We start from the raw sequence: 21,749 nt of genomic DNA on the forward strand, positions 1-21,749 counted from the left end.
GGTGTGATCTAGCGATGATGACACTCCTCCATCAGGGTCCGTAGACCTCGTCCTCGATCGTGCGTACGGTCGTGCGTTGCGCGGTGTCCCAACGCACGTCGCGGATGCTGCCAGCCACGACCGAAGGGGGTGCGGCGTTCCCCGAAACCACGTCGCTCAATGATTCGGCCAGTGCGTACGGTGTCGGCGCGGCCCACCGGACGAACGGGTTGTCGAGACTGGCGCGCGCATACTCCGACTCGCAGGTTACCGGAATGGCGCCGCACGCGAGCAGTTCATCGGGCACAAGGGACACATTGGTGAACGAGATGGCGATGCCCGCGACGCATTCGTTGTACAGCTCGGCCAGACGGGCAGGGGTCACCTTGCCATGGTTGGTCGCGGGGAACGGAACGGTCACGCCCGGATCCCCGAACAGATGAATGTCGTGTTCCGGGTGGCGGTGGTGGAACTCGCGCAGGGCGAGCATGCCGATTTCGAAGCCGCGCCGGGCGACCTCGGGCCGGGAGTAGAAGATGACCCCCCGCCGCGGGTTGGGATTGGTCAGCCGGTAGACGGCCGTGTCCACACCGAACTCCGCCACGGCCGCCTCGACGTGGTACTCGTCGCGCAGGATCTGCGCGATCATGGGGCCGACGGTGATGGCGCGGAAGCCGAACCGGTAGGTGTCCGCCGCGAGATGGTATTCCGAGCCCTGCGGGTAGAAGAACGGCTCGTAGTCCTGGATGAAGTACAGCCGCCGGGTGCGCAGGTCGGCCCGCGACGCCAGCACGTGGGCCGTCGACCAGGCGGAGGCCACGTAGGCGTCGAGGTCCACCATGCCGTCGGCGACCGAACGCACCTCCGCCCGCATTCCCGGCCAGAACTCGCGGATCACCTGCTCGTGGTGGGCCAGGTCGCCGCCGTACCGGTCGTACAGGTACAGCACGCAGGTGTGCCCGGCGGCCTCGGCGGCCTCGACCATGCGGAACAGGGTCGTGTGTCCGCCGGAGCCGGGGCCGGGAGGGGTGCAGATCCAGCCGATGGTGAGCGGCGTGCCGGGTGCCGGCCGGCGGTGTGGCTGGGCGAGCGACAGGCCGCGCGAGTCCGCCACGTCCTCAAGGTGCAGCGGGAACTCCAACGAGGCCGCGCCGAGCCGACGGTAGGCCACGCGGGCGACCCGCTGCGCCAGGCCGCGGGTGCCGTCGCGCTGCACCACGCGCCAGGCGTCGCGGGCCCGACCGGCGGACGGTAGCTTGCCTGTACTCACCTGATGACTCTCCTTTGCCCGGCGCGAGCACGCGTCAGATGCTGAGAATGCCCCACTTGCGGGCGATGTTCAGCGCGCGATCGAAAAGGTAGAGGGCGATCGCGAACCCGACGACGACGAAGACGGCCAGGATGACGCCGTTCATCAGCGGCGACAGCGCGTCGTGCGGCGGGTTCGCCATGAGCAACTGACGCTCGGCGCTGATGACGTACGCGTGCGGGACGAGATAGCTGGCCCAGCGCACGTAGTCCGGCAGCACACTGATCGGGAACAGGGTGCCACCGAGGACGCCGGCCGCGAGGCTGTAGAGCATGATGACGGGCTCGCCGCGCTTGAACAGGATCAGGAAGCTGGCGGCCAACGTGCCGATGGCGTTGCAGGCGGCGATGCCGAGGAACAGGATGAGCAGGGCGGCGGGCAGGTTCTCGCCGCGGATCGGCGCGCCGAGCAGCCAGCCGAAGAACACCATGAGGCAGGCGAGCATCGCGCCGGTGAGACTGCGCCAGATGTTCATCGCCATCGGGATCAGGGCCCACGGCACCGGCTCGACGAGGTAGGTCTCGAGTGTGCCGCGCTCCTGCGCGAACTGCAGCCGCTGGGTGAGCGCGGTCAGCGCGTCCTGCAGGCCGGCGGTGATCGCGGCGCCGACCAGGATGAGCGTGTACGCGTCGTCGCTCATCTGGAAGAAGTTGGCCTGGAAGTAGTACAGCAGCACCGGGAAGATCACTGCGAAGTACCGCAGGATGGTCGAGGCGGGGAACATCCGCTCCTCGACCAGGTCGATGCGCACGTAGGCGCTGATGGTGTCGGCGACCTTGCGGGCGAAGGCGCGGTCCCGGACGGAGGAGGGGTAGGAACGGGTCATCGTGCGCTGCTCCCCGCGAGGTCGCTGCCGGACTGGTAGACGTGTGCGATGAGGTCCCGTAGCGGCATCGGGATCTCGCGTACGTGTTGAACGTGGGAGGCGTACGGGCCGAGGGCGGCGAGCACCTCGCCGACCGAGTCCTTGCCGGTCAGCCGGCAGCGCACCGTGATGCCGTCGAGCACCGGGTTCAGGCCGCTGCCCGTGAGGGTGGTCATGACCCAGTTGGCGATCTGCTCGTCGACGAGCACCATCTCCAGCTCGGGGCGCTCGTACTGCTCCCGCAGGGTGCCGAGGTCGCCGTGGTAGCGCACGCGGCCCTTCTCCATGAGCAGCGCCTGCGACTGCAGGGCCTCGATCTCCTCCAGGCGGTGCGAGGAGATGAGCACGGCGAGCTGCTCCTGCGCGACGAGGTCCATGATGAGCGTGAGCAGGCCGTGCGCGGCGATCGGGTCGACGGCGCCGGTGGGCTCATCGAGGATCAGGGCACGCGGGCCGGGCAGCAGCGCCCGGGCGAGGCGCAGCCGGGCCTTCATGCCGGCGGAGAGGCTGGCCACGACCGCGTCGGCCTGGGGGATCAGGTTCACCTGCTCCAGCACGTGCGGGATGCGCTGGGCCATCTCGTGCTTGCGCATGCCCTGCAGGCGGCCGTGCAGCAGCAGGTTCTCCCGGCACGTGGCGCGCATGAGGAGGCTGCGGTCCTCCGAGGGCATCCAGCCGACGACCTGGCGCACCCGCTCCGACTCCGTGGCGACGTCCAGGCCGAGGACGTGACCGGAGCCGCTGGTGGCGGTCGTCAGGCCGACGATGATGCGGAACAGCGAGGTCTTGCCGGCGCCGTTGGGTCCGACGATGGCGCAGATCTCGCCGGCGCGCACCACCAGGTCGACGCCGTTGAGGGCGAACACCGGCTCCGTGATGTGGGACCGGGCGAAGACGCGCATCCACGTGGGGGTGGGGTCGTAGCGCTTGGTGAGGCCCTGGAGGACGATGACGTCGCGATTATTACCGTAAACTGCCATTTACTCCGACCTCATCGAAATAGTCCGTCTCGTCTGAACCTTCGCCAGCGGACCTTGTCCGCCAACGTGTCGGCCAGCGTGCCGACCTTCCCCACCGGGCCGTCCGCCGGGCCGCGCTGCAGGCGCGCCCAGGCGCGGGTGTCCCGCACGTGCGGCGACATCCGCAGCGCCAGATCGACGAGGGGCCGCGCCGCCTCGGCGTCTCCCCGGCCGGCATCGGCCGCGTGCCGCAGCAGTTCCTCGGCCATCGCGAGGCGGGCCGCCGCCAGCATGGCCTCGCGACCGGCGACGTGCGCCCCGTCCTCGTCGAAGAAGAGCGCGAACGCCCGCTCCCGTTCGGAGATGTCCTTGAGCGCCCCCGCGAACGCCTCCGACCGGTGCATGTTGGCGCCGTGTACCCGATAGAACGCCTGGTCGGCACCGTTGACCCGGCCGATCGAGCCGTGCGCCGCGGCCTGCAGCCACATGAAGAAGTCGGCGGAGTGCGGCAGCCGGGCATCGTAGCCACCCAACTGCTGCACCAGGTGAGTGCGCATGACGACCTCGGGGGTCGCGACGGGGTTGCGGCCCCGTCGGCTCACCAGGTCCAGCCAGTGCGGGCCCGACCACACCGACCACGAGCGGACCGACGTGCGGGCGGTCGGCGGCACGTCGTCGAACAGTGGCGAGTACCCGTACACCAGGCCGACGTCCGGGTTGCGTTCCATCAACGCGGTCGCCCGGCCGAGCGCGCCCGGCGCGAGCAGATCGTCGGCGGAGAGCAGGACGACGTAGTCGCCCTTCGCGGCGGCGAGGCCCTCGTTGTACGTGGCGATGTGCCGCTTGTTCACCTCATGCGCGATGACCCGGACCCGCGGGTCCGCCGCCGCCAGCTCATGCGCCACGGCGACGCTGCCGTCAGGGGAGGCGTCGTCGATGATGAGCACATCGAGGTCGACGTCGTGCTGGTCGAGAATGGTGCCGACGCAGCCGCGCAGGTAGTGGCCGTAGTTGTAGCAGGGCACAACGACCGAGACGGTCGGGCGCGTCACCAGTGGCTCGGGTCTCTGGTGGGTCACCATTGGGCGCACCCCGACAAGGGGCTACTCACAGTTCGCTCTCCCGGGTCCTTACGGTCCGTGCCGGTGCCGCCCTGACGCGGGTCCTCAGCCTGGACATGCCAAGCAGAAACCCTAGCTAGGAAGCCCCATCTTGCGGATGTAAGAATCCAGACAGGGGCTACGTAACGGCGCGACTAACGCTGCGCCGCGGTGCGCAGCGTCACCATTGGTGATACCGGTCCCAGGTTGGCGCTGTCGTCCGTCGCCCGGGCGAGCACCCTGACGGGCCCGCGACCGATCGTGAACGTGTACGACCACAGGGTGGTGCCCACCGCCGGATGCCACGTCTCGCCGCCGTCCGTGGAGACCTCCACGCCGGCGACCTTGCCGTCGCCGGTGTCGGCCGCCGAGCCCTGGATGGTGACCTGGCTTCCTGCGGTCTGCACAGCGGTCGGCCTCGGCCACGTCACGGCCGCGCTCGGTGGCGTCCGGTCGGTCGACTGCGTCGCCGGAACCAGTCCGCGCATGAGGGTGGCGGGCTGCACTCCCATGTCCGCGAACAGGTTCACTGTGGCCTGTTGCATGCGTGGGTCGGCCGGCTCCTGGATTCCGTCGTGCTGCGGGTCGAGACCCCATGCCCACTGGATGGTGCCGGTGGCGAAGACCAGCGCGCCACTCCTGGCCCGGTACAGCGTGAGGTGGTGGGTCGTGGTGCCGGGCACCACCATGCGGCCGAAGTCACGGATGAGCTGCGGCGACTCGCCCTCGGTCACGGAGAGCCGGATGAGGCCGGCCGGCCGGTAGCCGTTGTCGAGGTCCTCATCCGACTCGTAGCCGAGTGAGTGCGGCGCGAGCGTGGCGACCTGTCCGCCGAGCAGCGTCGCGACGCTCGTGTTGCGCCACAGCCGCATGCGTCCCTGTTCGGCGGGCACCTCGATCGCCGCGTCCATGTAGTTGGTCATGGTGATCGTGCCGGTGAGGCTGTTCTCCGGTTCGGTGGCATCGGCGGCGAACCGCATGTCCCGGAACGTGCCGGTCCACTCGTCGGACGGGTCGATCTTCGCGTCGGCCCAGGTCTCCTTGTAGCAGACGAGCGTGCGGTAGGGGGTACCGCTGCCGTCCACGCTGTTCTCCCACCGGGTGCGCCAGTAGACCTCGTTGCCGCTGAAGAACGCGAGGTTCACGCCCGCGTCCCGGGCCGCCTCGACGTTGGCGCGCTGAGCACCCGACCAGTACTCGTCGTGGCCGACGGAGAGGAAGATCTTGTGGTTCTTCAGCAGGTCCCCCCGACGGTCGGAATCGACCCCCGTCGTGTAGGTCACGTCGTACCCGTTGCGCTCCAAAAACCGGATCATGGGGTACTCGTTGGCGAAGAAGAAGTCGCGCCCCGACACGTCGCCGCGGGTCGCGAAGGGACGGTTGTAGCTGATCTTGTATGCCCGGCCGTGGGCGGCACCCTGATAGAAGTTCGACCCGCCGTACGTGTTGTACGCCTGCCAGGTGGTGTCCGCCGTCTGGAAGACCATGGCGGCGCGGCTGCTGTCGTCACGGACGACGAACGTGATGTGGCTCGACCCGCCGGTGTCGGTCCGGGTCAGTTTCGCCACGTAGACACCGGAGACCGCGTCGGTCGGCACGGTCCAGGACGCGGAGACCGACCAGTTGCCACAGTCGACGATCTCGGTCGACGGATCGGTCAGGCACATCGACTGGGACGTGGCCGTGATCGTCGACGGATCGAGTGACGCGACCCTGCGGGCACCGTTCCCGTCGTACCAACCGATACGGAAGATGTCGACGCCGAACGACGGCGCGTCCGTATCGACCTTGAAGTCGATGCGCCCGCCCAGGTTGACGCTCATGTCGGTGGCGAAGCCCTGGATGGTCGGGTCGCCGACCTTGTCGATGTCCCAGTCGGGGGCCCGGCCACCGGCAGCCGCCGACCATCCGACGTCATCGCGCGTGTTCTCGCACACGATGACGTTGCCGTCCGCACACGTGCCCGCGTCGGCTTCCGGTGCGACGACCAGGGCGACCGCGGTAACCGCCACGACGGCGGACGCGGCGATGAACAGGCGGGCTTGGCCGAGCAGATCCCGCATGGATGACCGTCCTTTCCTACCGCCCGACGAACCGGTGCGGACAGCGTGCGTGGTCTGTCGTTACCAGGTGGTTCGGGAGGTGGGCGCTGAATCGCCGGGTGCCGGCATGAAGGTGGTGTCCTGGTCGTCCGGCTCGTCCGAGTCGTCGTCAACCACGGCTGCGCCGGGTGGTGTCAGCGGTGGCCAGGTCCCGGGCGGCGGGCCGGGCGTGGGCGGGCTGGTCTCGAGCACGGGTGCTGAGGGTTGCGGGAGGGGCGCGGGCCGGTAGGTCGGCACAGCCGGTGCCGGCAGCGCCGGCTTCCCGGTCTGCGCCGGCGCCCGTCCCTGCAGCACCCGTTCCAGCGTCCGGCCGACCACGAACATGCCGCCCAGCGCGACCACGACCACGCCGAGAGCGATCGGGCTGGCGTAGCTCGCGAGCCCGGTGCGCTGATACGTGATGTACGTCAGGGCGCCCGGCCCGAGCAGGACCGCGCCGATGACGAACGAGGCGACGCCGACAGCCACCGTGCCGAGCGCCTCCGACGGCGTACGGGTGCCGGCGCGGTCGCCCGCGTCGGCGCGCAGCAGCGGCGTCAGGGTCGCGCCCAGCGCCATCGCGGTGCCGCTGACGAGGAGCAGTGACTGCATGGTGCCGGGGGAGTGCACCTCGCTGCGGAACATGCGTCCCAGCAGGACGAGGCCGCCACCGCCGATCAGCAGACCGACGGCGTCCCAGGGCAGGAAGCGGGGTGCCCGGTAGGCGAGCAGCACGCCGGTCAGGGCCGCCACCGTGCCGGCGAAAACGATCACCGCGCCGCCGCTCCGGTGGGCGAGCAGGTCGGTCTGCAGACCGACCGGGAGGATCACACCGAGTCCCGTGGCGGTAAGGACGAACCGGACCAGCGGCGCGCCGGCGCGACGGTGGGCGTACCACGTCAGCACGACCAGCGCCGCGGCGGCGGACGCGAAGGGTAGGACAAGTTCGACGGTGGCCGCCAGGCTGGTGCGCTTCTCGCTGGCGGTGCCACCGGCGAGCAGCTTGTCGACGACGATCGCACCCGCCTTCGCCGCCACGACAGGTATCGCGATGGCGAGCATCGTGACAGCGGCGGGCGCGACGGTGCGCCCGAGGCCCAGCCGGGGCGTACGGGTGACGTCCGCGCGCGGGTCGACGAGGTCCGCGATGGTCGCCGCGATGGCGGCCACCACGAGAATGCCGAACAGCACGACGCCCGGCACCTCGGCCAGGGAGCCGAACCCGACGGTGACGAAGCCGTAGGCGAACGCCAGCGGCGCGGCCGCGATCCCGGCCGCGAGGCCGGTGACGATCGCCAGGCGCAACAGCCCCGTCGCTTCGCCCGCGGCGAGCAGCACGCCACCGAGCGCGACCGCGCCCGCGACAGCGAGCATCGCCCGACCGGCACCGGGTTGATCGCCGGCCACGGCCGTGGTGGTCACCGCGATCAGCGCCCCCGCGGTGGCCAGCGGCCAGCCGCATCGCTCGCCGATGAGCCAGCGCACCGCCGCCCAGCGTGGCGCCGTCGCGAGCAGCGCGACGATGACCACGACGAGCGGTGTCACGCCGCCGATGCCCCAGTCCGGCAGGATCATCCGGTGGTACGCGACATCCGCGAGCGCGCCCACGAGCCCGATGCTGATCAGTAGGCCGAGGCAGGCGGCGGCGCCGGACTGGATGGTGCTGGCGACGACCCGTCGACGCTGCGCGCGGTGCGATGGTCGCGCTTTAGCCGAACCCATCCGACACTCCTCCCCGGCAAGGCTGCTGTCACCCTACTTGCTGGGGTTGCGAAGGTCAGTCGACGGGAAGTGCTGCATTTGCGACACCAAACGGCCCATTCGGGCAGCTGCGGTGGGTGCCGCGCGGCTCAGCCGAGCCGCGCGGCGGCCTCCACGTCATCGCCACCGGACGCGGGGGCCGGGGTGGTCGAACCGCCCCGGGCAGCCTCGCGGGCCCGCGACCGGGTCGCATTGATCATCGCCTCGGCGCCCGCCTTGGCGGCCGTGAGCACGTGCTCGGCGTCGGCCCGCATGTGCTCGGCGTCGGCGAGGGCCTCGGCGGCGGCCGCCCGGTCGCGCTCGGCCTCCTCGCGGGCCTTGCGGGCATCGGCGGTCAGCTTGTCGATCTCGCTGCGGACGGACTCGGCCTGCTGGTTGGCACGCTCGACCTCGGCGTGGGCCGCGCGGACCCGCCCGGCGGCCTGCTCGGCCTCCGCGCGGGCGTGCTGCGCCTTGATGCTGGCCTGCTCCATGTCCGACTTGGCCTGGGCCAGCGCGGTGGCGTGCGCCTTGGCCTCCGACTCGATGCGCTGCACCTCGGCCTTGGCGTCGCGCAGCTCGGCCTCCGCGGCCGCCTTGAGCTCGTCGACCTGCGCCCGCAGGTCCCTGGCGTACGCCTCCGCCTCGGCCCGCTGGTCGCGCGCGTGCGCCTCGGCCGCCTGCCGCAGGCTCACCAGCTCCTGCTCGACCTCGGAGCGGCGCTGGGCGAACTCGCGCTCGCCCGCGACCCGCCGCGCCGACAGCTCCTCCTCCAGGGCGGCCCGCTGCTGGGCCGACTCCTGGTCGAGCTGGTCGCGCACGCGCATGGCGTGCGCGTCGGTCTCGCTGCGCACGCGCTCCACGTACTCCGCGGTGGCCTTGCCGGCGCGCTCCGACTCCTGCTTGGCCGCCTCGTAACGGGCCTCGGCCTCGGCGCGGACCTGGCGGGCCCGCTCCTCCGCGGCCGCGACCTCGGTGTCGGCCGCCTCGCGACGTTCCGCGAGGCTCGCCTCCTCCTCGGCGCGGCGCGCGGCGAGCGCGATCTCGAAGTCGCGGGTGGCCGCCGCGGACTCGGCGCGGGTCTTCTCCAGCAGCTGTTCGATCTCGGCCTGCTGATCGGCGATGCCCTGCAGGGCGTCCGCCTTGATCGCCTCGGCCTGATCCTCGGCGAGCGCGAGGATCTGTTCGACGCGGGGACCCAGGTGGCGGAACGAGACGTTGGTCGGCGCCGGGGCGGCCACGCTGCTGCGCGCCACCGCCAGCTCCTGCTGCAACTGGTGCACCTGTTCGGTGAGTGCCCGTAGTTGGTCCAACGCTTCGTCGCGCTCCCCAGCGAGCGCCACGATCTCCCCTTCCGCCTGGGTGACGTAACGGTCGACCTGCCGCTTCTCGTAACCGCGTAGCGCGGTGTCAAACGGGGTCGGTTCGGTCGCAATGCCGTTCGTCAGGGTGTAGAGCTCCGCGCCGTGTGCCATGCGCCCATCCTCACACGCGATGTCCCGTCACGCTCGGCGTGGGCCTCACGTGACGGGACGGCGATCGACAGCGGTCAGCCGTTGGACGCGACACGCTGCGTCGCGTCCGCGTCCTTGTCGGCCTTGGCGGGCCCCGTGGGCTTGCCGCCGTTCGGCACCCCGGGCACGATGCCGGCCAGGCCCGAGAGCATCTGGCCCAGCTGCGCCGTGACGGCGTCCTTCTGGCGGGTCAGGTCCTCGACCTCGCGGCGCGCGGCCGACGTGGTGATCTCGGCCTCGCTGCGCGCGTCGCTGAGCAGCCGGTGCGCCTCGGCACGGGACTCGTTGACGGTCTTCTCCGCGAGGGCCTTGGCCTTCTCGACGGTGTCGGTCGCGTGCCGCTCGGACTCGACCCGGCGCACCTCGGCGCGCTGCTCGATCTCCTTGGCCCGCTCCTCGGCCGCGCGGGCGCGACCCTCGGCCTCGCCGACCAGCTTCTGCGTGTTGGCGACGGCGGCGGCGTGGCGCTGCGACTCCTCGCGCTCGGCCTTCTCGCGGCGCTCGGCCAGCTCCAGCGCCAGGGCCTGCAGGTCCTTGTCGCGCTTCTCCTTGGCCTCGGCGTGCAGCTTGGCGGCCTCGGCGCGCTTCTCCTCGGCGTCGCGCGCGGCCTTGGCGCGCAGCTGGGTGATCTCGCGCTCGGCGGTCGCCCGCAGCGTCGCGACCTCGCGCTCGACGGTCGCCTTGAGCTCGGCGACCTCGTGCGCGGTGGCGGTGCGCAGCTGCTTGGTCTCGCGGTCGGCGTCGGCGCGCAGCGTGTCGGCCTCGCGACGGGCCTGCACCCGCATCTCGGCGGCCTCGCGCTCGGCGGCGGTGCGCAGGTTGCCCGCCTCCCGCTCGGCCGACGCCTTCATGGCGGCCGCCTCGGCGCGCGCCTTGTCGGTGATCTCGCGGGCCTCGAGCCGGGAACCGGAGAGGATGCCCTCCGACTCCCGCTTCGACTCGCCGCGGTGCTCGTTGGCCTGCTCCTCGGCCAGCCGCAGGATCTGCTCGACCCGGGTGCCGAGACCGGACAGCGTCGGGCGGCTGTTCTCCTCGAGCTGCTTTGTCTGGTCGGTCAGCTTCTGCTGAGCCGAGCTGAGCGCCTGCTCCGCCTGGCGGGTGCGGCGCTGCGCCTCGGTGAGCCGCTGCTCGGCCTCGGCCCGTGCCGTCTCCGACTGGGCGAGGGCAGCATTGAGGCGCTGCACGAAATCATCAACCTGGGGCCGGTCGTAGCCGCGAAGCACGACGGTGAAGTCAGGCTGGGAGTTTGCGTTCTCGAAGAACGTCAGAGACGACTGCTGCTGGGGCATGTGGCACATACTTGCAGAACCACCCTGCCCTTTCGCAAGGGCGTACGGCCATGTCGGGCCTCATGCTCATGGACATGTTGTGCGGGAGCGCCATGATCGGCGCTGAGCGGCCGTAAAACGCATTATTTTTCCGGCGTGTCGCAAATGCGTAGATACTACGTGTTAAAGGCGATATTTCCGTAACAATTGCTCGCCGACGTGACAGAGATTTCAATTTCGCGCCGGGGCCACTATGCCCCGGCGGGCTGCACCAATTCGATCAACACGCCGCCCGCGTCCTTCGGATGCACAAAGTTGATCAGCGAGCCGCCCGTGCCCCGCCGCGGCTCGTCGTAGAGCAGGCGCAGCCCGCGTTCCCGCAGCGCGGCGGCGGCCGCCGTCACATCGCGCACCGTGTACGCCACCTGCTGCACCCCCGGCCCCGACCGGTCCAGGAACTTCGCGATGGCCGACCCCGGGCCCGTCGGGGCGAGCAGCTGCACCACGCCCCCCTCCGGCCCGACGGCGAGCATCGCCTCCCGGACCTGCTGCTCGTCGTTGGTCTCCCGGTGCACGCAGCGCATGCCGAAGGTCCGCTCGTAGAAGTCGATCGCCTCGTCCAGATCCGCGACGGCGATCCCCACGTGGTCGATGCGCAGCAGCCCGATCTCGTCCATGGAGTTAGTCTGGCCCCAAACCAGCGTTAAGGCGCGAGCGACAGGTAGGTCGTCATGTCCACGGTCATCGTCAACGGGGCCCGGACCCCCATGGGTCGGCTCCTGGGCAACCTCAGCCAACTCTCGTCGACCCAGCTCGGCGCGGCCGCGATCCGGGCCGCCCTGGCGCGCGCGGGCGTGGCCCCCGACCAGGTCGACCACGTGATCATGGGCCAGGTGCTCCCGGCCGGCGCGGGCCAGATGCCGGCGCGCCAGGCCGCCGTCGGCGCGGGCATCCCCATGACGGTGCCGGCCATGGGCATCAACAAGGTCTGCCTGTCCGGCCTCACCGCCATCGCGCTCGCCGACCAGCTCATCCGCGCCGGCGAGGTCGACATCGTGGTGGCCGGCGGCATGGAGTCCATGAGCCAGGCGCCGCACCTGCTGCGCAACCAGCGCGCCGGCCTGAGGTACGGCGACGTGACGATGGTCGACCACATGGCGTTCGACGGGCTCACCGACGCGTACGACAAGGTTTCCATGGGCGAGTCGACCGACAGGGTCAACGCCCGCCTCGGCATCACCCGCGAGGAGCAGGACGCGTTCGGCGCGGCCAGCCACACCAAGGCCGCCGCCGCCCAGAAGAACGGCGTCTTCGCCGACGAGACCGTGCCCGTCGAGGTGCCGCAGCGGCGCGGCGAGCCGCTCGTCGTCAGCGAGGACGAGGGCGTGCGCGGCGACACCACGTCCGAGATCCTGGCCAGGCTGCGGCCCGCCTTCGGCGCCGGCGGCACGATCACCGCGGGCACCTCGTCGCCCATCTCCGACGGCGCCGCGGCGGTCGTCGTGATGAGCCGCGAGCGCGCCGAGGCCCTCGGCCTGACCTGGCTCGCCGAGATCGGCCCGCACGGCAGCGTCGCGGGCCCCGACAACTCGCTGCACAGCCAGCCGTCGCGGGCGATCGAGAAGGCCCTGGCCAAGGCGGGTGCCACCGCCGCCGACCTCACCCTCGTCGAGATCAACGAGGCGTTCGCGGCCGTCGGCATCCAGTCGACCCGCGACCTCGGCGTCTCGCCCGACATTGTCAACGTCAACGGCGGCGCCATCGCGCTGGGCCACCCGATCGGCGCGTCCGGCGCCCGCCTCGTGCTCACCCTCGCCCTCGAGCTGCGCCGTCGGGGCGGCGGCCTCGGCGCCGCCGCGCTGTGCGGGGGCGGCGGCCAGGGCGACGCGCTGCTGCTCCGCGCATGAGTCTTTCGAGTACGTCCGGACTGGTGGCGGCCGCGCGTGGGGGAGACCCGCGCGCCGTCGCGCGGCTGATCAGTCTCGTGGAGCGGGGCGGCGAGGAGCTGGCCGAGCTGGCCGGGCTGCTCGCCGCCGACACCGGCCGGGCCGAGGTGATCGGCCTGACCGGCGCCCCGGGCGTGGGCAAGTCCACCACCACGAACGAGCTGGTCCGCGCCCTGCGCGCGGCCGGCCGGCGGGTGGGCGTGCTCGCCGTCGACCCGTCCAGCCCGTTCACGGGCGGGGCGATCCTCGGCGACCGGGTGCGCATGCAGGACCACGCGACCGACCCCGGGGTGTTCATCCGCTCCATGTCCAGCCGGGGCCACCTCGGCGGGCTCGCCGCCGCCACACCCATGGCGGTCCGGGTCCTGGAGGCCGCCGGCTGTGAGGTCGTCCTCGTCGAGACGGTCGGCGTCGGGCAGGCCGAGGTCGAGGTGGCGAGCCTCGCCGACACCACGATCGTGCTGCTCGCGCCCGGCATGGGCGACGCGATCCAGGCGGTGAAGGCCGGCATCCTGGAGGTCGCCGACGTCTTCGTCATCAACAAGGCCGACCGGGACGGCGCCGACGCCACCTACCGCGACATCCAGGGCGCGATCGCGCTCGGCGAGCGCGGGCCCGGCGAGTGGCGCCCGCCCGTGCTGCGTGCCGTCGCGTCCCGGGCCGAGGGCATCGACGACATCCTCGCGGCGCTCGCCAAGCACCGCGCCTGGCTGATCGAGCACGACGTCCTGGTCGGCCGCCGCCGCGAACGGGCCGAGGTCGAGATCACCCAGGTGGCGCTGGCCCGGCTGCGGGCGCGGGTGGCCGCGGTCACGGGCGACGCCGCCCTGCCGGCCCTGGCCGCCGATGTCGCGGACGGCGCTCTCGACCCGTACTCGGCGGCAGCGAAGCTGCTCGCGGCCCTGAACCAGACCGCGGACCCCGACCGCCCCTGAACCGGCTTTGGCGCCCATAGGCATGGAATGCCGGCCGGAATTCCAGGCCTATGGCGCCAAAGCCCGAGATCCGACCGGTGACGGGGCTTTCGCGGTGTCCCGTTACGGACCCGGGGTTGGCAGACCGGGGCTGGGCGGCGAAGATGGCGCGGGTGGCGGACGGGGCCTCCGGCCCGCCGCGTCGGGGAGGACGCACAAAGTGAGCGAGACCTTGGTGGTCGACCGGGTGACGGTCGCCTATGACAAGCACGTGGTGCTGCGGGACGTGTCCATCGCCGTCCAGCCGGGCACGGTGCTCGCCGTGACCGGGCCGTCGGGCGCCGGCAAGACCACGCTGCTGTGGGCCATGGCCGGGCTGGTCAAGCCCGCCGAGGGCGCGGTGAGCGTGAACGGCGCCCCGCTGCGCGACCGCGACCAGGCCGTCGCGGCCGAGGTGGTGCTCGTGCCGCAGGACAACGGTCTCGCGCCGATCCTCACCGCGCAGGAGAACATCCAGGTCGCCCTCGTCGCGAACGGGATCTCGCCGGCCGAGGCGCGCCGGCGCACCGTCGACACCCTCGAGTCGGTCGGCCTCGCCGAGCAGGCCGACCAGCTGGTCGAGGAGCTCTCCGGCGGTCAGCAGCAGCGCACCGCGGTGGCCCGCGGGCTCGCGCTGCGCGGCCGCGTGCTGCTCGCCGACGAGGTCACCAGCGAGCTGGACGCGCAGAACCGCCAGCGCGTCATCGACCTGCTGCGCGCCGAGGCGGAGCGCGGCGCCGCCGTGGTCTTCGCCACCCACGACCCCGAGGCCGCGGCCCTGTGCGACCGCGAGCTGCACCTGCTCGACGGCACCGCCGAATACCTGCGCTAGGAGACCCCCATGAGCGAGACCGAGACCGCCCCCGCCCCCGTCGAGGTCGTCGACGGCGCCCAGCAGACCGCCACGGAGTACGCCGACCGGGCCCGGGAGACCGCCACGCACGTCGCCGAGCGGGTGGGCGAGACGGCCGAGCGCGTCAGCGCCGCCACCGGCCGGATCGCGTCCGACCTGGTCGAGCGCATGCGCAACAACGCCGAGCTGGCCGCCGACCGGGGCACCACCACGATCGCCAACGAGGTCGTCGAGAAGATCGCCGCGATCGCGGCGCGCGAGGTGCCCGGCGTCTACGACCTTGGTGGGGACGTGGCCCGCCTGTTCGCCTCCGTCAAGGAGCGCATCGGGCTCGGCAGGGACGGCGGCGAGTCCGCCGACCAGGGCGTGAAGGTGCGCCTCGACGGCCGCCAGGCCGCGGTCACCATCACCCTCGTCATCGAGTACGGGTTCGTTGTGCACTCCGTGACCGACGCGGTGCGCACCAAGGTGATCGGCGCGGTCGAGAACCTGCTCGGCCTCGAGGTCACCACCTGCGACATCGTCGTCGACGACGTGCACGTGCCCGACAGTGGGCCGGTCGGCGACGACGAGGCCCGGGCCGCCGACTACCGGTAGGGGTGCTGGTGGGTCAGCGTTGACGTAGCGCACGGGTCGCACCACCCGACGTACGTCAGGCCGCCCGTGTCCTCCAGGCAGCCCCAGTCGAGCTGGGCCAGCGCCGTGGTGAGCCGACCGCACGTCGGGCACGGCGCGTAGTCCGGCCGTTCGATCCACGTCGGCTCGCCGCCGAGGCGGTTCAGGTTCTGGGTGTCGTTGGCCAGGCCCCAGTCCTGCACGGCCCAGCGCGGCCCGAGCGCGGCGAGCCGCACGGTGACCGCGGGGCGTTCCTCTTTGGACTGGAACGCGACCGCGTCCGTCGGGTTGCTCACCAGCGTCGGCCGGCCCGCGTCGTCGTGCCGGTACGCCGAGCGTTCGCTGCCCGTGCACGCGCGGCAGTAGGCGATGTCGACGCGGGCGCGACTCGTCACGCCGAGACCGGCCGGGACCGGGTCGAGCAGCAGCAGGCGGCGCATCGGGGCGGCACACAGCCGGCAGATCGCGTCGCTGAGGCCGCCGTGGGTGACCGTCGGCAGGCCTGGATCGGCGCCGGCCGCCCAGGTGGGGTGCCAGCGGGTCAGCCAGGGCGCCCGGGGCCGGGCCTGCGCGGGCGCCTCGAAGAGCAGGTGGTAGCAGGCCGGCGGGACCAGCGACCGCACCCCGTCGCCGTCGCGCCGCGCGCCGGCGGCCGCGAGCCACGCGTCGACCTCGGGTTCGGCACTGTCCGCCAGCGCCGCCCACGCCGCCGGCTGGCGCGACTCGGCCAGGCAGCGGCCGGCCAGCTCGTGCGCGTACCCGCGTCCTGGTGTCCGGAGCGCGGCGGCGAGCCGGTCGATCTCGGTCGCGTCGGCGCCGCGCCACCAGCGTGGCTCGATGTCGAGGTCGTTGTCCACCCGCATGGCCCACAGGTAGGCCAGGTGGGGTGTCAGGGCCGTGGGTCGCTGCAGGGCCGCCTCGTCCACCAGGGAGTACGACCGGCCGGTCGTCATGATGTCGTGGATGACGCCGTCCAGCGCCTCGGGCGGCAGCAGCGACACCGCGCACGCCCGGACGAGATCGTGCATCCGGTCGTCGAGCACGAGGGCACGCAGCGCGTCGGGCGGGGTGGACCGGAGCCGCTCGAACTGCTCCTCGATCGACACGGCAGACATTGTGCGGGTACGCGCCGATCCCCGCGAGCCCGGGGCCGGGTGGGGCGGCCGCGCCGCCCCACCCGGCGCGGATCAGCCCAGGTTGACCGTGACCTTGATGATGCTGAAGCCCTGCACCGGGGGGCCGTCCGGCACGTTGTTGTTACCCCGGGCGGCGATGTGGTCGATGATGTCCATGCCCTTGGTGACCACGCCGAACGGTGTGTACGCGTTGGCGAGCTGCCCGTCCTTGAAGTTGATGAAGAACTGGCTGCCGTTGGTGTTCGGGCCGCGGTTGGCCATCGCCACCACGCCGCGCTCGTATACCTGGTCGGCCTGCGCGTCGAGGTTCTCGTCGCCGTACTCGTAGGTGGGGCCGCCGCCGCCCGAGGCGGTCGGATCGCCGCACTGCAGGATGCCGATGGACTCCTGCAGGCCGGTGAGCCGGTGGCAGGTCGATTCGTTGTAGAACTTCTTGTCGCTCAGGTACTTCATGCTCCACGCGGTGCACGGCGTGCGCGCCAGGTTCATCGCGATCTCGATGTTGCCGAGCGTCGTCTCGACGACCATGGTGCCGGTGCCCTTGCGCGGCTCGCCCTTCGGCGGCTTGCCGATGTTCTTGTGGTACTCGCTGGGCGCGTCCGTCCACGCGCACGCGGCCGCAGGGGTGGCCGGGTCGCTGGTGTCGAGGGCGGCGACGGGGCCGCTGGGCACCTGGGCCGCGGGGGCGCTGGTGGCGGCGGCGGGCGGCGCGGCGTTGTTCGTCGCCGGGGTGTCCTCAGCGGAGCCCAGGCTGGTCAGGCCCCAGATGCCCAGGGCGAGCACGACGACCGCGACGATGGCGCCGACGATGGCCGGCGCGGCCGAACTGCTCCGCTCGGCGACAACGGGGGAGTCCTCGTCCTCGTCGTCTTCGTCCGTGTCGGTCTCGTCGGCATCCGAGGTGTCGTCGTCCGCTTCGATCTCGTCGTCATCAATCGCGGCGTCGGGCTTGGTGGCGTCGGACTTGGTGGCGTCGGGTTGGGTGGCGTCGTCCGTGTCGGCCGGGTCGGTGGGCCGGTCGGCCTCGGGCTCGTCCGTCGCGGCGGCCTCGGCCGCCTCGGTCGGCTTGTCCGGCTCGTCGGGCGTGGGCGCTGCGGGCGGAGGGGTCTCAGTCACGGTCGTCGAGAGTACAACCGGACCTTTCTCTATGCACGAACCGCCGAATCTTTCACGATCTTGGTCCGGGCCTGCGGCGGGTCCGCCAGATGTGCACCTTTGGTGGGGCGGCGGCGCGCCGGTCTAGCCAAGAGCGCACATCTGGCAGGCCCGACCGCGTTCCACCTCGCCAGAAGCTCACACTTGGCGGAACTGGCGGCTCCGGACCTCGCCAAGTGTGCGCTTGTGGCGGGGCGGGCGGCGTCGGGCCTCGCCAACTGTGCGCTTTGGGGCAGGGACGTGCGTGGTCGCCCGCCAGGGGTCGCGTTTGGCGGGACGGGTCGCGCGGTGGTCCGCCAAGGGGTCGCGTTTGGCGGGAGGGTGTCCCGGCGTTCGTGGCGCGGTCGCCGCGGGTGGGTCGGCGAGCCCGTATCGGCGCGCAGAAGTTGCCCCCGACGCGCGAGGCGGGCAGGTTCCTTAGCAATCGTTAAGGTGGCGGCATAGGATCGGAGCACCATCGAGCGCGGAGGCACGTCATGGACCCTGCGGAGATCGAGGCCGGCCGGCAGCGCTGGGCGGGCCGGTACGCCGCGGCGCCCATCCGGGACGCCGACTTCACCACGCTCTCCGGCGAGGAGGTCGAGCCCGTCTACGGCCCGCCGGAGGGCGTCGAGGTGCCCGGGTTCGAACGCGTCGGCTGGCCCGGCGAGTTCCCGTACACCCGCGGTCTGTACCCGACGGGCTACCGGGGCCGGTCGTGGACCATCCGGCAGTTCGCCGGGTTCGGCAACGCGCGGCAGACCAACGAGCGCTACAAGATGATCCTCGGCGCGGGCGGCGGCGGGCTGTCCGTCGCGTTCGACATGCCCACGCTCATGGGGCGCGACTCCGACGACCCGCACGCGATCGGCGAGGTCGGGCACTGCGGCGTGGCCGTCGACTCGGCCGCCGACATGGAGGTGCTCTTCGACGGCATCGACCTGGCGAAGACCACCACGTCGATGACGATCTCCGGCCCGGCGGTGCCGATCTTCTGCATGTACCTGGTCGCGGCCGAGCGCCAGGGTGCCGACGTCGGACGGCTCGACGGGACGCTGCAGACGGACATCTTCAAGGAGTACATCGCGCAGAAGGAGTGGATCTTCGCGCCGGAGCCGCACCTGCGCCTCATCGGCGACCTCATGGAGTACTGCGCGGCGAACATCCCGCGCTACAAGCCGCTGTCCGTGTCGGGGTACCACATCCGCGAGGCGGGCGCGACGGCCGCGCAGGAGCTGGCGTTCACCCTGGCCGACGGCTTCGCCTACGTGGAGCTGGGCCTGTCGCGCGGCCTGGACGTGAACGAGTTCGCGCCGGGCCTGTCGTTCTTCTTCGACGCCCACGTCGACTTCTTCGAGGAGATCGCGAAGTTCCGGGCGGCCCGCCGGATCTGGGCGCGCTGGCTGCGCGACCGCTACGGCGCCACCGACCCGCGCGCGCAGTGGCTGCGCTTCCACACCCAGACCGCGGGCGTCTCGCTCACCGCGCAGCAGCCCTACAACAACGTGGTACGCACGGCGGTCGAGGCGCTGTCGGCCGTCCTCGGCGGCACGAACTCGTTGCACACCAACGCCCTCGACGAGACCCTCGCCCTGCCGACGGACGCGAGCGCCGAGATCGCGCTGCGTACCCAGCAGGTGCTGATGGAGGAGACGGGCGTGGCCAACGTGGCCGACCCGCTCGGCGGCTCCTGGTACGTCGAGGCGCTCACCGACAAGGTCGAGGCGGCGGCCGAGGAGATCTTCGCGCGGATCGAGGCGCTCGGCGGCGACGGCACGATGACCACCGGCGTCCTGCGCGGCATCGAGGACGGCTGGTTCACGGCCGCGATCGCCGACTCGGCGTTCACCTACCAGCAGGCGCTGGAGAAGGGCGCGAAGCGCATCGTCGGGGTCAACTGCCACACCGGGACGGTGACCACCGACCTGGAGATCCTGCGGGTGTCGCACGAGGTGGAGCGGGAGCAGCGCCGGGTGCTGGGCGAGCGCCGGGCCGGCCGGGACGCGGCGGCGGTTGAGGGGGCGCTGGCCCGGATGGTCGAGGCGTCGCGGACGGACGCGAACCTCCTCCCGCCGATGCTCGACGCGGTGCGCGCCGAGGCTACCCTCGGTGAGATCTGCGACGCGTTACGCAATGTCTGGGGCAGCTACCGGGAGCCCGCACGGTTCTGACCTTTCATGTGGTGAAACCGGGGGACCCGATTCTGACGCTCATCGCCTAAGCTGGCGCCCGCTGCGCCGGTTCGTGCGGCGCATTCCGGGATCGACGCCGCCGGACAATCCGGTAAGGGTCGCCACCCGGATGACGACGAGGCAACGGGGTGGCGATGTTCGGCTTGGTGTGGAGCGCCCTCCTGGCCCGTCGCGCACAGGCCGTCTGGTTGCTCGTCCTCACCGTCCTCGCCGTCGCGGGTGCGGCCGCCGCACCGTGGTACCTGGAGTCGGCCGTCAAGTCCGTCGCGGTCGCGGACGTCGCCGCGGCCACCCCGCGCGAGCGCATCTACCTCGTCAACGGCGCGCTGCGCGTCAACGACCCGAACAACTCCCCGCTGACGGCCACCCGCGACCAGATCACCGGGATGCTCGCCCTGCCCGGCGCGACCGTCACGATCGCCGACCGCATCGACGGCACCGCGACGTTCGGCAAGGAGCAGGCCGCGGCGCCGATCGCCCACCGCGAGCAGGTCTGCGAGCACCTCGTCATCGACGGGGCCTGCCCGCGGGGCGCCGACCAGGCGATCGTCTCGGAGACCGTGGCCGCCCGCCTCGGCGTCGGCAAGGGCGGCAAGCTCACGCTCACGTCGTTCCGGTTCAAGAAGCCCGTGACCGTGACCGTCGTGGGCGTCTACCGCCCCGCGGTCCTGCTCGACCCGTACTGGGTGGACACCGACCTGCTCGACAACCAGGGCAGCCGCAGCCGGTCCCGCGGCCCGGGCAGCTTCGCCGACGCCGTCTTCGTCGACGAGCCCGCGCTGCTCGCCGGCAACGCGGACCGGCTCGACGTGTCCTACCACGCCCGGCTGCCCGAGGATCTGTTCACCCGCACCGACGGGTTCGACCTGCAGGACGAGCTGGCCCGCGCCGAGCACGACCTCAAGATCGCCAACTACAACCCCGTGACCAGCGCGGACGACCTGGCCGACCTCATCGCGCGCGACCAGAGCCAGGTGCGCGTCGGCGTCGGCGTGGCCGTCGCCCAACTGCTGCTGCTGTGCTGGTTCGCGCTGTTCCTCGCGGTGCGGCACACCGCCGAGGAGCGCCGCCCCGACATCGGCCTGCTCAAACTGCGCGGCGCGGCGGCCTGGCGGTTCTGGGCGCTGACCGCCGAGCAGAGCGCCTGGCCCATGCTGATCGGCGCGGTCGTCGGCTGGGCCGGCGGCTACCTCGCCGCCCGGGTGCTCGCCGACCTCGCCGGCGGCGCCGGCCTGCCCGGCGTCGGCGGCCGGTCGCTGTGGCTGTCGCTCGCGGCGGCCGGCGTCGCCGCGTTCGGCGCGTTGGCCTCGGCCGTCATCGCCGAGTCGCGCGCGCTCGGCTCCTCCGTCACCGGCCTGCTGCGGCGGGTGCCCGCGCGGCGCACGGGCTGGCGCGCCGACGTCATCGACCTGCTCGTCGCGGTCCTCGCCTTCGCCGGGGTGTACCAGGGCTGGTCCGAGAGCGGCGGCGAGCGGGTCACCGCGCTGCCGCTACTCGCCCCCGGCCTGATGGCCCTGGCCATCGGCCTGATCGTCGCCCGGCTCCTGCCGATCGCCTCGGCCCGCGCCGGCCGCTCCGCGCTGCGTTCCGGCCGGCCGGCCTTCGCCCTCGCGGCGCTGCACCTGGCCCGCCGCCCCGGCACCCACCGGGTGCTCGCGATGCTCGTCGTCGCGGTGTGCGTGCTCGCCACCGCCGGCCTCACCTGGTTCTCCTCGCACACCGCCTGGCAGTCCCGGGCCGCCCAGGAACTCGGCGCCCACACGGTCCTGACGGTGACCGCCGACAGCGCCACCCACCTGCTCAACGCCACCCACGAGGCCGACCCCGACGGCTCGTACACCATGGCGGTGGCGCGGGGGTCCGGCTCCGTGGTCGGTGGGCGGGTGCTCGCCGTCGACAGTGACCGGCTCGCGCGGGTCGCCCTCTGGAGCGACGAGTACGGCGCGCCGCCGCGCGCCGACGTGGCGGCCGCGCTCAAGCCCGCGGCCCCGCCCGTGATCACCCTGACCAACGGCCGCCTCACGCTGACCGCCGAGAACGGCGCCCCTGCCGCCCCGCCGGCCCCCGGCACACCCGCCGGTGCCGCCGGTGGCGCCGGCCCGGGC

The 21,749-nt window shown here is 72.2% G+C and carries 17 protein-coding genes; 6 read left to right on the plus strand and 11 right to left on the minus strand.

All coding sequences use genetic code 11. From position 1 onward, the window contains the following. Positions 1–31: 31 nt before the first annotated feature. The 9 genes from ABD211_RS15870 to mce form a co-directional block, all read right to left on the minus strand. Positions 32–1,249 (minus strand): rhamnosyltransferase WsaF family glycosyltransferase, encoded by a 1,218-nt coding sequence (locus ABD211_RS15870; protein ID WP_344131634.1) that lies wholly within the window; start codon positions 1,247–1,249, stop codon positions 32–34. A gap of 34 nt (positions 1,250–1,283) precedes the next feature. Further along, entirely contained in the window at positions 1,284–2,114 is an 831-nt protein-coding gene (locus ABD211_RS15875) for an ABC transporter permease (RefSeq protein ID WP_344131637.1), read from the minus strand. After that, positions 2,111–3,133 (minus strand): ABC transporter ATP-binding protein, encoded by a 1,023-nt coding sequence (locus ABD211_RS15880; RefSeq protein ID WP_344131640.1) that lies wholly within the window; start codon positions 3,131–3,133, stop codon positions 2,111–2,113. Before ABD211_RS15880 ends, ABD211_RS15875 begins: the two co-directional genes overlap by 4 nt. 11 nt (positions 3,134–3,144) lie before the next feature. Further along, entirely contained in the window at positions 3,145–4,194 is a 1,050-nt protein-coding gene (locus ABD211_RS15885; protein WP_344131643.1) for a glycosyltransferase family 2 protein, read from the minus strand. 173 nt (positions 4,195–4,367) lie between these two features. Next, a complete protein-coding gene (locus ABD211_RS15890; RefSeq protein WP_344131646.1) occupies positions 4,368–6,275 on the minus strand; it encodes a N,N-dimethylformamidase beta subunit family domain-containing protein in 1,908 nt (635 codons plus the stop codon). 60 nt (positions 6,276–6,335) lie between these two features. Then, complete coding sequence (locus tag ABD211_RS15895) at positions 6,336–8,015, minus strand: hypothetical protein (protein WP_344131649.1); 1,680 nt, start codon at positions 8,013–8,015, stop codon at positions 6,336–6,338. Positions 8,016–8,143: 128 nt separating this feature from the next. Beyond that, positions 8,144–9,508, minus strand: a complete 1,365-nt coding sequence (locus tag ABD211_RS15900; protein ID WP_344131652.1) for a coiled-coil domain-containing protein — start codon at positions 9,506–9,508, stop codon at positions 8,144–8,146. A 74-nt stretch (positions 9,509–9,582) separates the two neighbouring features. Further along, positions 9,583–10,836, minus strand: a complete 1,254-nt coding sequence (locus tag ABD211_RS15905; protein ID WP_344131655.1) for a DivIVA domain-containing protein — start codon at positions 10,834–10,836, stop codon at positions 9,583–9,585. A 230-nt stretch (positions 10,837–11,066) separates the two neighbouring features. Further along, positions 11,067–11,492, minus strand: a complete 426-nt coding sequence (gene mce, locus ABD211_RS15910; protein ID WP_344131658.1) for a methylmalonyl-CoA epimerase — start codon at positions 11,490–11,492, stop codon at positions 11,067–11,069. A gap of 54 nt (positions 11,493–11,546) precedes the next feature. On the opposite strand from mce, the gene ABD211_RS15915 reads away from it, so the two are divergent. The 4 genes from ABD211_RS15915 (at position 11,547) to ABD211_RS15930 (ending at position 15,164) form a co-directional block, all read left to right on the plus strand. Beyond that, positions 11,547–12,722, plus strand: coding sequence for an acetyl-CoA C-acetyltransferase (locus ABD211_RS15915; protein ID WP_344131661.1), 1,176 nt, complete (start codon positions 11,547–11,549; stop codon positions 12,720–12,722). After that, complete coding sequence (meaB, locus tag ABD211_RS15920; RefSeq protein ID WP_344131664.1) at positions 12,719–13,696, plus strand: methylmalonyl Co-A mutase-associated GTPase MeaB; 978 nt, start codon at positions 12,719–12,721, stop codon at positions 13,694–13,696. Before ABD211_RS15915 ends, meaB begins: the two co-directional genes overlap by 4 nt. Positions 13,697–13,895: 199 nt before the next feature. Next, entirely contained in the window at positions 13,896–14,546 is a 651-nt protein-coding gene (locus ABD211_RS15925) for an ABC transporter ATP-binding protein (RefSeq protein ID WP_344131668.1), read from the plus strand. 9 nt (positions 14,547–14,555) lie between these two features. Continuing rightward, positions 14,556–15,164 (plus strand): Asp23/Gls24 family envelope stress response protein, encoded by a 609-nt coding sequence (locus ABD211_RS15930; RefSeq protein ID WP_344131671.1) that lies wholly within the window; start codon positions 14,556–14,558, stop codon positions 15,162–15,164. Here ABD211_RS15930 and ABD211_RS15935 read toward each other — a convergent pair. Together ABD211_RS15935 and ABD211_RS15940 are read right to left on the minus strand one after the other, a co-directional pair. Beyond that, the gene (locus ABD211_RS15935; RefSeq protein ID WP_344131674.1) at positions 15,155–16,288 is read right to left on the minus strand and encodes a hypothetical protein; all 1,134 of its coding nucleotides are present in this window, start codon (positions 16,286–16,288) and stop codon (positions 15,155–15,157) included. The genes ABD211_RS15930 and ABD211_RS15935 overlap by 10 nt on opposite strands. Positions 16,289–16,369: 81 nt before the next feature. Next, positions 16,370–17,434 carry a peptidylprolyl isomerase gene (locus ABD211_RS15940; RefSeq protein WP_344131677.1) on the minus strand — a complete coding sequence of 355 codons (1,065 nt, stop codon included), beginning with the start codon at positions 17,432–17,434 and terminating at the stop codon, positions 16,370–16,372. 515 nt (positions 17,435–17,949) lie between these two features. Here ABD211_RS15940 and icmA point away from each other — a divergent pair. Together icmA and ABD211_RS15950 are read left to right on the plus strand one after the other, a co-directional pair. After that, a complete protein-coding gene (gene icmA, locus ABD211_RS15945) occupies positions 17,950–19,623 on the plus strand; it encodes a coenzyme B12-dependent isobutyryl-CoA mutase large subunit (RefSeq protein WP_344131680.1) in 1,674 nt (557 codons plus the stop codon). A gap of 155 nt (positions 19,624–19,778) precedes the next feature. Next, positions 19,779–21,749, plus strand: a 1,971-nt coding sequence (locus ABD211_RS15950) for an FtsX-like permease family protein (RefSeq protein WP_344131683.1), incomplete at its 3' end; no start/stop codon positions are given.

It is taken from the genome of Luedemannella flava, from assembly GCF_039528515.1.
Classification (GTDB): Bacteria; Actinomycetota; Actinomycetes; order Mycobacteriales; family Micromonosporaceae; genus Luedemannella; species Luedemannella flava.